11 protein-coding genes are annotated in these 12,527 nt (G+C 35.2%); 6 read left to right on the top strand and 5 right to left on the bottom strand.

Translation table 11 applies throughout. From position 1 onward, the window contains the following. Positions 1-5 precede the first annotated feature (5 nt). Positions 6-800, top strand: coding sequence for a LolA family protein (locus BW942_RS02620; protein WP_000669875.1), 795 nt, complete (start codon positions 6-8; stop codon positions 798-800). 191 nt (positions 801-991) lie between these two features. Next, the gene (locus BW942_RS02615) at positions 992-1,759 is read left to right on the top strand and encodes an enoyl-CoA hydratase/isomerase family protein (RefSeq protein ID WP_000947684.1); all 768 of its coding nucleotides are present in this window, start codon (positions 992-994) and stop codon (positions 1,757-1,759) included. A gap of 170 nt (positions 1,760-1,929) precedes the next feature. On the opposite strand, the gene BW942_RS02610 is transcribed toward BW942_RS02615, so the two are convergent. Continuing rightward, entirely contained in the window at positions 1,930-3,072 is a 1,143-nt protein-coding gene (locus tag BW942_RS02610; RefSeq protein ID WP_000089239.1) for an ankyrin repeat domain-containing protein, read from the bottom strand. Next, positions 3,069-4,760 (bottom strand): FAD-binding oxidoreductase, encoded by a 1,692-nt coding sequence (locus BW942_RS02605; protein WP_000500122.1) that lies wholly within the window; start codon positions 4,758-4,760, stop codon positions 3,069-3,071. The genes BW942_RS02610 and BW942_RS02605 overlap by 4 nt, the downstream gene beginning before the upstream one ends. A 179-nt stretch (positions 4,761-4,939) precedes the next feature. Here BW942_RS02605 and BW942_RS02600 point away from each other — a divergent pair, with 179 nt between their 5' ends. Then, a complete protein-coding gene (locus tag BW942_RS02600) occupies positions 4,940-6,592 on the top strand; it encodes a glycerol-3-phosphate dehydrogenase/oxidase (RefSeq protein ID WP_001142835.1) in 1,653 nt (550 codons plus the stop codon). 4 nt (positions 6,593-6,596) lie between these two features. Here BW942_RS02600 and BW942_RS02595 read toward each other — a convergent pair whose 3' ends face one another. The 3 genes from BW942_RS02595 to BW942_RS02585 form a co-directional block, all read right to left on the bottom strand. Next, positions 6,597-7,175 (bottom strand): TetR/AcrR family transcriptional regulator, encoded by a 579-nt coding sequence (locus tag BW942_RS02595; RefSeq protein WP_001124477.1) that lies wholly within the window; start codon positions 7,173-7,175, stop codon positions 6,597-6,599. An 88-nt stretch (positions 7,176-7,263) separates the two neighbouring features. Continuing rightward, positions 7,264-7,755 (bottom strand): Mpo1 family 2-hydroxy fatty acid dioxygenase, encoded by a 492-nt coding sequence (locus BW942_RS02590; RefSeq protein ID WP_000843542.1) that lies wholly within the window; start codon positions 7,753-7,755, stop codon positions 7,264-7,266. 286 nt (positions 7,756-8,041) lie between these two features. Beyond that, positions 8,042-8,869, bottom strand: a complete 828-nt coding sequence (locus BW942_RS02585) for a hypothetical protein (protein ID WP_000785351.1) — start codon at positions 8,867-8,869, stop codon at positions 8,042-8,044. Positions 8,870-8,941: 72 nt separating this feature from the next. Here BW942_RS02585 and BW942_RS02580 point away from each other — a divergent pair, with 72 nt between their 5' ends. The 3 genes from BW942_RS02580 to BW942_RS02570 are packed head-to-tail and all read left to right on the top strand — an operon-like array spanning position 8,942 to position 12,013. After that, on the top strand, positions 8,942-9,445 hold the full coding sequence (locus tag BW942_RS02580; protein ID WP_000898859.1) for an NYN domain-containing protein: 504 nt from the start codon (positions 8,942-8,944) through the stop codon (positions 9,443-9,445). A gap of 3 nt (positions 9,446-9,448) precedes the next feature. After that, positions 9,449-10,933: an MBOAT family O-acyltransferase gene (locus tag BW942_RS02575; RefSeq protein WP_000898533.1), complete on the top strand. Its 1,485-nt coding sequence runs from the start codon at positions 9,449-9,451 to the stop codon at positions 10,931-10,933. A gap of 9 nt (positions 10,934-10,942) precedes the next feature. Next, positions 10,943-12,013 (top strand): DUF1574 domain-containing protein, encoded by a 1,071-nt coding sequence (locus BW942_RS02570; protein WP_000489551.1) that lies wholly within the window; start codon positions 10,943-10,945, stop codon positions 12,011-12,013. The last annotated feature ends 514 nt before the right edge of the window (positions 12,014-12,527 follow it).

The raw sequence follows: 12,527 nt of genomic DNA, 5'->3' as shown, positions 1-12,527 counted from the left end.
TTATTATGAAATTTAAAGTATATTTTAATATTCTAATATTATTTTTAATCTTAAATGGTGGCAATTGTAGTACTGCTCAAATTGAAGAAATTTCTTTTCCAGACAAAGGAAATTTGAAGTTCCTGTCTTCTAAAAATCCGGAGGCTGCTAAAATTTTAAAAGCAGTCCGAGATTTAGAGGCTAAAAATTCTTCTTATTCTGGAGAATTTTCGATGCGAATAGAAAACTTTGTTCCAAAAAAGGAAAATTTTTCTGCGGATGGAAAGATCCTTTACGATAAACCTTCTGGGAAAATGTATATAGAACTTGCCGATCCTTTTTTTGGAATGATTGTATCTAAAGTATATACGGACGGGAATTCGATCCATATCAAAACTGCAAACAGTGGGATGCAGGTTCTTCCGATGGGAGATATTCTTCTTAAAGATCCAAGCGGTAAAAAACAATCTACAATTCCATTTCCGATTTTATATTCTCTTTTATCCAATAATAGTTCCGGTCTTGCGGGTGCAGATCCGGTTTATGTGAATCTTTCCGAAAATGCGATTCTTGTTAAGAAACCCGGAGAGGACATCACTTTTTGGATGACTGATTTTGGAATTTCTTCTGTGGAATTACTTTCTAAAAAAAGTAATCTCAAGGCGATTACAAAGGTTCAAGGAACGGTTTCTTTTCCTCCAAAAACCACAATTACAAGAATCGTAGAACCAAAAACCAATTTAGATCAGAATAAAATAGAGATTAAAATGAAAAAGATTTCTTTGACCGAAACAATTTCTGCTTCTAAATTTCAATTTTAAAATTAAAGATCTATAATTCTTATTAAAATGAATTTAAGGGTTGATTCTAAAGTTATAAATAGATGTAAGAACATGCAGATTTTAGAATATATTTAATAGATAATAGACTATTTCTGAGAAATATATTCTTTAATTTATTTGAGATTTACAAAAAAATTATAAACTAGGTTTTTAAATAAGGAGAAACGAATATGCTTTCCGAAATCAAAAATGATCATATCTTGGAACTTTATATTGAAACTAACGAAGTGAATTCTTTGAACGTAGAATTTTTCAAAACATTCTCTGCAAAACTGGATTTGATTGCTAAGGATCAGTCGATCAAATCGGTCATCTTAACTTCTAAAAACGAAAAGTTTTTTTCTAATGGTTTTAATCCAGAAATTTTTGTAGATAAATCTTCGGAAGAAATCAAAAACGTTATGCGTATCGCTTTGGAAACTGCATCCAAATATTTATTTTTGGATAGACCCGTAGTTTGTGCGATGAACGGACATTCTATGGGTTTAGGTGCTGTGTTTGCGATCTTTTCTGATTATAGAATTATGGTGGAAAAAAAAGGAAGATTGGGTTTTCCAGAATCGCAGATCGGAATTAATTTTCCTGCTGTTGCCGGTTTTATGCTTAAGGAGGTTGTAGGAATTACGAAAGCAAGAGATCTTTTGTATTCCGGAAAAGCTCTCAAAGCGGAAGAAGCTCTGGAAATCAGTTTGATTGATGAGGTTGCTTCTTCTTCGGATGATCTTATAACTCGTGCTCGAAAATATTGTGATCAGTTCAAGAATATGGCGATCGGTTCCGTGGTTGGAATTAAGGTTTCTTTGCGTGATCCGGTTCGTATTTTTGCGGAACATAACGCAGAAAGGGATGTGGAACTGATTTCAAAGGCTATATTTTCTAAAAACGGCCAAGAAGGTATGAAATCTATCTTGGAAAAAAGAAGGCCCGTATTTCAGTAAATTATAATTTAAAAAAGAAGAATGAAAAAACGGCCGACGTTTTGACCTGCCTTTTTTATTAATTCTTATTCTAGGCATTTCATTTTTTTCGAATTGAGTTTTTGTTTGAATGTCAACAGGGGCTTTGATTGGATTCTTTCGACTTCTTTTTTGTAAGTTTTGAATTTTAGTTACTTATTTTTGAAAAGATCCGACATATGCTGCCTATGCCCCATTCTTTTTGCCAATTCAGCCGCGCTTTCCTTATTAAAACCATCTTTGATATTTGGATCGGCTCCATATTCCAGAAGTATTTTCGCACATTCTATAAAGTTGAATGTGACGGCAATGTGCAATGGAGTGTTTTTTTCCCGCCCGGAATCGTAAATATTGGGTAACGCGCCGTTTGCAAGTAGAAGTCGTATGATTTGCGGATCGTTTTTATTCACTGCGATATGAAGCGGAGTCTCGCCATTATCGAACAGTTTGGCATTTATATTCGCTCCGTTTTGAATCAGGAACGGAATTAAATCTAAATTGGCACCACCGTGGCCGGCGGCAATATGAATCAGAGTGTAACCTTCTTCAGATTTAACTTTGGGATTTCCTCCCTTGCGGATCAGAATTTCGACGGTATTTTTGTGTCCACCTGAGGTTGCACTGTGTAATGGCGTCCATCCGTTTTGATCACTCGCATTCGGGTCCATCTTTGCGGCGATCAAATCTTCTACGAACCAATCCAGTCCCCTATATGCAGCATAGTGTAGCAGGGTCATTCCAGATTTACTCTTAGCCAACGGATCGGCTCCTTTCAATAACAAGTATCGAATCTTTTCTGAGGAAATCGAAGAAGTTGTTACAGAATTAGAATCTTTGTTGTAGTACCGGTGCTTCGTGCTTACGGCTATCATAAGGGGAGTCAATCCAAGTTCGTCTTTGGCATTGACGTCGAGCCCTTTCGATATGAGATATTCGATTATTTCCAGCCGATCCCATTTACAAGCTTCGTGCAGCAGATTTTGCTTATGAGTTCTGAGCCCCGACGGATAAGGCTCATTTAGAGCATCAGAGATATTCTTCCCCTGAGCTATAAAAGATTCTACAAGAGGTTCTAGTTCTTCAAGTTTTCCCCTTCGTACTGCTTTGAACAAATCCGTATATTCTCCGTTTAATTCAAAGCTATCCGCTCTCAGCTCCCAGGTAAGCAAGGCCATCGCGAGAATAACAAAGAGTTTGTTCCAAAACGTCTTGGATTTTTTAGACATTGGATTGATTCCGCATTTTGATCCGTCTTTCGTTGATTGAAAAGAATCTATTAAAAAATTTCTACTCAATGAAACAATTTTCCCGGATTCAGAATTTCCCTTTGATCCATTTCCTTCTTAAATGCCTTCAAGGCGGATAACGCAGGTTTAGAAGTTGCTTTTTCATACCAAACTTTGTGATCAAATCCGACGCCGTGATGATGGGAGATCGGAGCGCCATTTTGAAAAAAAGTTTCTGAAACTGAACGTTTCATCTTGAACCACTGTTCTGCGGGTTTCTTTTCATCCATAGGAAAGAGAATGGTAAAATATAAACAAGCTCCTTCATGATAACTATGAGAGATATGACACATAGATATCGAACCTGGGATTGATTTTTCCAAAGAGTCAATTCCTTCTTTATGAAGTTGAAGAACCCGATCGTATGTAGTGGATGTCTCCATCGTATCCACACCGATTCCGTTTTCCATTAAATGATTTCTAAGGAAAGGCATGTTGTATCTGGAATGAATCCATTGTTCTCCTAAATGGGTTCCTGCGTAAAGTCCTCTATGTTTGCGAAGAATCGATTTGATTCTTGAAAAGTTTCGAGATACTTCTTCTCGAGCACCGTCTAATCCGAGTAAGACTACACATTTGTCTCTGCCAAGGGAATTCCATTTTAAAATTAAATTTTGAACTTGGTTCTTGATCCAGCGGGTTAGGGTATTTTTTTTACCAAGAGTGCCTAACGTTTGATAAAGACGAGTTTCATTTTGATCGGAGAGACGGATCATAGAAGTTGGAATTTCCCTATGATTGATTTCTCGGATAAAATTAACTCCTGACTCAAAATTAGGAAATAGAATTCCAAAATACTTTCTAGTTTCCGGAAGTTTGTGAACTTTGATTGTAGCCTCTGTGATAATTCCGAGCAAACCTTCACTTCCCGCAAAAATTCGATTTAACTCCGGACCCGTAGAAGAAGCTGGCTCTTTTAGAGTTTCGACAGTGCCCATTGGAGTTACTACTTTTAAACTAGTAAGAATTTCCTCAATCTTACCATATCGATTTGATTGTTGTCCCGCGCTTCTCGCTGCGATCCAACCACCTAACGTAGAATATTCGAAAGACTGAGGAAAATGACCTAGCGTGAATCCTTTTTCATTTAAAGATATTTCTAGAGGAGGACCGTAGATCCCGGTTTGAAACGTGGCTAAATGACTTTCCAAATCTAAGGATAAAAGAGAATTCATTCGAGTAGTATCTAAAGAAAGGACTTGTTTTTGTCCTTTAGCTTTGATTACTTCTAAACCTCCTACTACAGAAGAACCACCTCCATAAGGAATTATCGTGATGTGATTTTTAGAACAGTATTCTAAAATTTTGAAAATTTCAGATTCTTTACCGGGATAAATCACTCCGTCTACGAAATTTTTAAGAGAATTGAATGAAAGCCTGAATACATCGTAATAACTTCTTCCGGCCGAATGAAGAATTCTTTCTCTTCTTTCGATCGAAAAATGTTTTGCTCCGCTGATTTTACTCAAATCTCGAATCTGAGTCTGTGTGAAAGAAGATTTAGGAAGAGTAATTTCTTCCAAAGCGACTGGAGGTGTTTTTCGTATTTCCGAAATTTTAAGTTCGTCTGATAAAAATTTTAGAATTTCCTGCATCTGTCCAACTTTAAAGAAATCCTGACCGTAAGCTCCCCAAGAATTCCATCTTAGATTCTCTCTTGTATAATCTATCTTAGAGTTAAGTTCTGTATAAAACATATGCTTTGAAAATCTCCAGTGATAACTGTGTAATGTTCATTAACGTTTAATTTTTTTCAAATAGAAGATCATATTTTGAAACAAATCAAAAAAATAAATATCTTATATAAACCAACGATCGGATTCTTGCGCTTTTAAAATCGAAAGATCCGTTTCATTTCTAAAAAATCGAGATGAATATGCCAACTAATAAAAAGTTATCTTCTTTAAAAACAAGATCATCTGGAAATTCAGAATCTTCCGTTTATGACTTGTTAGTGATTGGAGGAGGAATTACGGGAGCACACGTGCTCTGGGATTCCACTTTGAGAGGAATGAAATCGATTCTTTTAGAAAAAAACGATTACGCTTCTGGAACCAGCCAGGCGACGTCTAAAATGATTCATGGAGGGTTACGATATTTAAAAAATTTAGAGCTGGGACTTGTCAGAGAATCTTTAAGAGAAAGGGCTACTTTGGCAAGAATTACACCACAAGCGGTTCAGACAATGGGGATTTTGGTTCCACTCTATTCGAACTTGGATCGGATCGTTCTAAAGTTCGGAATGATTTTATATGACGCTCTTTCTTATGACCGAAACACAAATATATGTAAGGATAGATTGATTCCTAGATATGATTTTCTTTCTAAAGAACAAACACTTTTGGAATCTCCTACAATCGAACGCGAAAAACTTAAAGGCGCTTACTTATATTACGATTATTTAAATATCAATCCAGAAAGACATACCTGTGAATTTATCTTTTCCGCAAGGGAAAGAGGAGCAGAAGCAAAAAATTATACAGAAGTGGTTTCTATCACTCGTTCGAACAATTCCCTATACACAATCATTGCAAAAGATAGAATTTCAGGAAAGGAAATCGTATATAAAACTAGGGCAGTCATTAACGCGGCGGGGCCTTGGGCGGATTTTATAGAATCTCTTGTAGGAGTTGAAATTGATAAACACCTTATCAGATCCAAGGGAATACACGTAGTTACCAGAAAGATAGGTGGGGATAAGATTTTAGTAACGAAAAAAAAAGACGGGACACATCTTTTTGTAATTCCTTGGAGAAACAAAACGATTATTGGAACTACAGATACAGAATATGCGGATCATCCGGATCATTTTAGGGTTACTAAAAAAGATATAGAAGAATTGTTAAGCGAAATCAACAATTCCTTTGGATATACAAATCTGACTTTGAAAGACGTGGATTTTTATTACGGGGGTTTGAGACCTCTTGTAGAAGATTCGGGTGAGGGTGGATCTACATACAATACTTCCAGAAAGACAGAAATCATCGATCATAGAGATCTGGGTTTTCCAGGCTTTTTTACGGCTATGGGAGGGAAATATACAACGAGTCGTGGTGTAGCAGAAGAGGTCGTCAATAAGGTAGCCGATTATCTTCCGGGAAATTTTCGAGTTTGTGAAACTTCGTCGGTTCCACCTTCTAGTGGAAATTATTCCGATCTTGTTTCGCTCATCAAGGATCTACAAAAAAAATTTGCTAAATTTAACGGAGAATTGATCGAGACGTTAGCATTTCGTTATGGATCTCAGTCGTATCGAATACTTGAAAAGAGTAAACCGGAAGAAGAATTTTATATTCTTCAAAATGGCGAAAAATTTTACGAAAGTGAGGTAAAATTTATCACGAACAGAGAAGACATACGATTTGCGACTGATTTTTTCTTTCGTAGATCTGGAGTGGGTGTGCCAGGTTTACTGGAAGAACAAGAAATGAATAGGCTTTTCAGATCCTTAGGAAGACATCTTGGTTGGAACCAGAATCAAATCCGTCAAGAAATCAAAACGGTAAAAGATCGTTATAAGATTTATTAGAAAATTAGAATGTAAATGAATTGGAAAGAAGGATTGATAAAAAATCTTTAACAACATCTGAAGTTTCCGAAAGACTAATCGCCTCTGAGTCTAGAATTCTTTGAACCACAGTTCCTAAAATTACGCTGATTAGAATTCGGTTGAGAGCGGGGTTTGTAACTCCTAGATGTTTTGTTATGATATGAACGTATTCTTTAATGGTATCTGCGATTAAAGATTTTTCTTCTTCATGATTTTTTAATCTGGAAACGTCACAAATGATGTAGAGTAAATTTTGAAAATACGCTTCTCTTGCTTGAACCATTTGAAAAAGGGATTCTATTCTCGTTTCTAATGTTTGTCCTAGATCTCCTTTAGAGTGAATTTGTAATTCTTCAATATCTTTATTTAATACGAATTTAACTAGTTCCTTAAATATATCTTCTTTGGTCGCGAAATAGTGATACAATGTTCCTGTGGAAACGTCCAACTCCGCCGCGATTTCTCTCATAGAAACCGCGGAATATCCTCTTCTTGCAAGAATATCTACACACTTGGCTAGTATCTCCGTTTTGTATTTTTCATGATTTACTATCTTAGGCATCGAATTCCCTCGGGATATTTTTTTTGATAATTTGTAGTGTACAAAATAATGCTGAATATCGATTTTTTTTTGCACTAAATTGGAACGATCAATAGGCGATTTTCATCTTTTTATAGATAAATCCAAGTAACCAGATTGGGCCGATCATCAAAAATTGAAGATCCTTAAAGAAAGAAGGTTTTTTACCTTCGATTTTGTGCCCAATAAATTGTCCGATCCAGGCCAAAACAAAAATCGTAATTGAAAGTTCCAAAATTCCGTAAGAATAACTTCCAATCATAATTGGTAGAAGAGTTCTTTGCAAAAGAATGATCAGATACATCATCAAAGAACTTAAAACCAACATTCCAAAAGCCAATGTAGCTGAAAGTCGTATGTAAAACACAAGCGCCAAAACAAGAGCGATTGTTGCAAAGTTTAAGTAAGGTACGGATAGAAAAATTGAAGGAACTGGGATTGCCCAAAGAAGTCCAACGACCGTAAAATAAATCGAAGGAACACAAATCCAATGTATGTTTTTATTGATAGGATTTTGATGACTTTCCCCGTACTCGTCTAACCAGGTTTCTACAGATTTCATAACAACTCCTTTAGATTTAAAAATTTTAAACGTTCGAAATAGGACCGCAAGTGTTTTTTATCAAACTTCTCGAATAAAATATAAAATAGTCGCAATTTCGGGAAACGTTATCAAATTCGTAAAACGTAATTGAATTCTAAAAATTTTACTTTTCTTGCTAAACTTTAAAAAAATTTGGATTTTGAAATTTGAGATAAAATGCGGAGAAAACCTCTATAAAATAAATCTTTAATTGGATCGTGTTCGCCAAACGTTGATTTAACGAGGAATTTGACCGTTTATTTTTTTACTCTTCAGAAGGTTCTGTTTCCAAAGGTTTTGTAATTCTTTCGATGGGTAATTTTTTTACGTGATTTGCCATTTCTTTCAAAATTCCTTCCGTGACTTGTTTCATGATTTCTCCGGTAACTTCGTTTTCTAAAATTTCGGTAATCATAGAACTTATATCTTCTCCTAATCTTTTAGAAATTTCTCCCATGAACGGAATTTTAGATAATTCTCCTAGTAAAAATTTAGATTGGAGAGATTCATTTACCTTTGCGTGGAATCGATCTTGATGAAGTTCAAAAGCTTTTTTGGCGAGTCCATTGTAGTCTAAGCGAATCATCACTTCTTCCACTCTTTCCAGAGAATGTAAAAAAACTGCGTCCGCAATTGTATCTACGATCACGTCTCTGAATCGGAAAGTAATTTCTCTAGTGACAATGTCGCTTAGGTTTTGTCCGGATTGACCTAACTTGTAGAATGCGATCAGTAATTTGATTCCCCTTAGAATCAAAAAAGGACGTAGAAAATAAAATGGAACTACTCCTATAATTTCATACCAATTCATAGAAAAATAGGAGCTTGGGTCTTTTGATTTTCTGAATTTTGAAACGAGTTCCAGAATCCAAATGGTTAAGACAAAAAAATCAAAACCAATCACATAGACGTATAATTCTTTTGGAAGAATTTCCTTATACGAATTGTAAATTAAAAGAAGAAGAATGTCTAAAACGGCGAAAGAAAGTAGAAAGACTTCTCTTCCAGAACCAGGAAGCGCGCGAAGCCAAAGATAAAAATGCCAGATGTTAAATTTGTTGATCCTGACCGGAAAACGTTCGGAATCAGCCATTTTACTTATAATCTCTCAAGAAAGGATGGTTTACAGTATTTAAGAGAATGGGATTTTGGTCACTACAATTCCATGTTATTTCAAGTGGCGATTGACGGTTTTAATCTGATCTATAAATTTCCAGATTTGGAAGAATCCATGTATCAAAATCGGCTTTCTGACGCCAGGCGAACCCTTTTGGAATGGATCGAGTTGTATTCCAAAAAAAAGAAAAAACAAAACTTTCACATTTTTTTTGATGGAAAGAAAGAAATAGGAAACGAAGTTCTCCAAGAAACATTCGGAAAATTGAACGTATATTATAGCCGAGATAGAAAAGCGGACGACTTGATTAAGGAGTTTGTTCGAACTCAAATTCGTCCGGCGGATGTTCAAGTAGTCAGTTCGGATAAGGAAATTTTTTATCACGCAAAAAAATGGGGCGCTCATCCAATTACCTCGGAAGAATTTGCGTCTATCATTACTGCGGAGATTTTCCCTTCTAAACAGAAAACCGATCTAGAAGAACTCAAAGATAAAAAGTTGAGTTCCGAAGAATTGGAATATTGGAAAAATTTATTTAGGAAGGGTAAATAAACCGTGCTGTTCAATTCGATTACCTTTGCGATTTTTTTTGCAATTGTTTATTGTATCTACTGGTCAATTTCTAAAAGAAGACGTCCCGATTTTTTGATTCTTTCTAGTGCTTTTTTCTACATTTGGTTTTCTTGGGTTTTCTTTTTTCACTTTCTTTTTGTAATTTTACTCAACTATTTCTTTTATATTCGTATTAAAACTTCCCAAAATAATCCGAAGTCTTGGATGATTGTGTCGGTTCTTTTTAACTGTATCAATCTTGGATTTTTTAAATACTTTTATTTCTTTTCTAGGGTTTTGGCGGATTTGACTGGTTATCCGTTTTTTACGGAGATACAGGGAATTGTTCATATTGTTCTTCCTCTTGCGATTAGTTTTTATAGTTTTCAGATGATCGCTGCCGCTGTGGACGCGGGAAGAAATCAAGAAGGAAAAACGATTTCTCTAAAAGAATACTTTTTATTCGTATTGTTTTTTCCTGTTTTGATCGCCGGACCTATTATGAGGACTGGAGATTTTTTTCCGAATTTAAATAATTTAGAACCGGATCGAGATAAAATCTATAATGGTTGTTATTTGATGTTGGGTGGATTGATCAAAAAGGTTTTGATTGCAGACCCAGCTGCTGGACTGATTTCTCCTGTATTTTCCAATCCTGCAACGTATGATTTTACTTCTTTGATTCTTGCTGGGATCGGGTATTCGATTCAAGTATTCTGCGATTTTTCGGGCCTCACCGATATGGCAAGAGGAGTAGGGGCATTGTTAGGTTTTTATCTGCCTGAAAATTTTAAGGCTCCTTTTTTTTCCTTAAGCGGAAGAGAACTCTGGCAGAGATGGCACATAACGCTGTCGTTTTGGCTTCGGGATTACATATATTTTTCGTTAGGTGGAAGTAAGGTAGCGGTTTGGAGAACACATTTAAATTTAATTTTAACCATGACAATTGGAGGTTTTTGGCACGGTGCGGATTATACTTTTATTGCGTGGGGTTTTTATTGGGGAGTTTTGCTTGCTGTAGAAAGATATTTGGAAACTTCTTTGGGATGGAAACTAACTCCCAATAAAAATTTTGTTTTGAAGATAGTCAAGGTTTGGATTGTGTTTTTGCTTTTTTCTTTTGGAGCTATTCTTTTTCGGGCAAATAACGCAAATATGATGATACAACACGTATTTGGAATTTTCGAAAACGTTCCCAATAAAATTGAAACTGAACTTATTTTTTCTTCTTTATCCTGGTTGGGAAATGCGGGAAGTTTGATTGATGGAAATTCTTTCTTTTTACTCAATCAGATGGAGAATTTAGAAAAATTCTTTTATCTTTTTTTGGGTTTGGTATTTTTCAATTGGGTTGAGTATGTTCCAGATTTTTGGAAACGATTTAGAAAATACGATCCTTGGTTGCTTACATTCGTTGGTGTTGTCTCCGTTTTTTTGCTCGCTTTGTTTTCGGAAGATTCGAGCGCGTTTATCTATTATAAATTTTAGGAAAATGGAATGTTTCGAAATCGATTTCTTCTAATTCCTTTTGTTATATTCTTGATTTCGTTTGGAATCGATAAATTAATTAGTTCCACGATTTTCGAACCTTATTATTCTTTGAGTCTTTCCGATTTGAATTTCAAACATAAAGAATTTCTTTTTGAAGAATTGAAAGATTATCTGAAAAAAAAGGACCGTAAAAAAGTTTTGGTTTATTTTGGAAATTCCAGAGCACTTTTATTTAGAAATGATTATATAGAAAAAAAATATCCGGATTGGTTTTTGTTCAATTTTTCCGTTCCCGGAGGATCTCCCGATTATTATTTGTATTGGTTGGAAAGGTTTCAGTCTGATGGTGTAAAACCGGATTTTATCTTAATGGATGAATCGATCGAAATCTTCAATTCTTCTTCTATTTTGACCTTAGATGAGGTTCTTTTTTATGGATTAAGTCCTATTTTTGTATTCAGGCATTTAGATCGATATTCTTATTCGGATCTTACTGGTTATATAGTCAAAAAATTATTTCACACGGCCAAAAATCGCCCTAGATGGAGTGTGATTCGTGCTAGGGCTAAGGACGGAGGAATTTTAGCAAAAGGTTATAGTAAGCTACGTTCCGAAATTTGGGAGAACCTTAAAAAACAAAGAGGTAGTGCTACTTCGGATTCGAGTCCTAGGGTTGTGTTGCCTGCAGAACTTCTTAAAAAGAGGTCGAATACTGATTTTAAATCTTATCTAAGTAATTTTACGTTCAATCCTAAAATGCTAGCAAATCAAGCAGATGCAATTCAAATCGTAAAACAAATGGGAATTTCCTACGCTATGATTTGGGTAAGAGTCGCTCGTCCTTACTTTGAACTTTATAAAACTAAAAAAGTTTCTACGGGCAATCTAAACGAAAAAACTCCCTATGAAATTATGATTCCTATTTTACAAAAATTGCATGAATCTACTGGAACTTCTTTTTGGAACATGAACGAAGATAAGGAATATCATTGTGATGATTTTAGCGATCCTGGTCATATGTCTCCGAATTGTTTTAATGACTATGCTGATTTTATATTCAAAAGATTGCCGAAATAGATAGAACGGATTTTTTCTTCGTGTGAAAAGTTATTTACGACGTGTCTTTTTATTTTATCAAAAGATTAAACTGAAAAAGTTCTGCTTAAGTTTAAGACGGATTTTATCTCCATTGGAAATTAAGTTGGGTGTGTATTTGGATTCAAATTTTAAGATTCGTTTTTCGTAATAAAAGGTTTTGAATTCTTTCTGAATTTTAGTTAACGCGAGTTCGATGTAAGAAAAACTAAGAAAATTTTTCTAAAAGTAGTAGTTTCTACATTCATATACGAGAAAACTAAAGCCGTCTCGCTTCTTGAACTTAATAAAACACTCCCTGAATATCTTTCTACGGATCGCGTTTGAAATTCAATAGAACTCTCTCTATCATAACCAACCCCACAAATATTTGATCTCAATATAAATCTGTCGAAGTTACGACAAATCCTCTGCAAAACTTAGTTCCCACCCCACAACGCGATTCATAAAGAGCGTTGTGCTGAGTTTTCCAACGCGATTCATAAAGAGCGTTGTG

Origin of the sequence: Leptospira interrogans (assembly GCF_900156205.1) — a bacterium.
Taxonomy (GTDB): Bacteria; Spirochaetota; Leptospiria; order Leptospirales; family Leptospiraceae; genus Leptospira; species Leptospira interrogans.
Note: the sequence above shows the minus strand (reverse complement) of the source record. Positions and strands in the feature narration are given on the sequence as shown.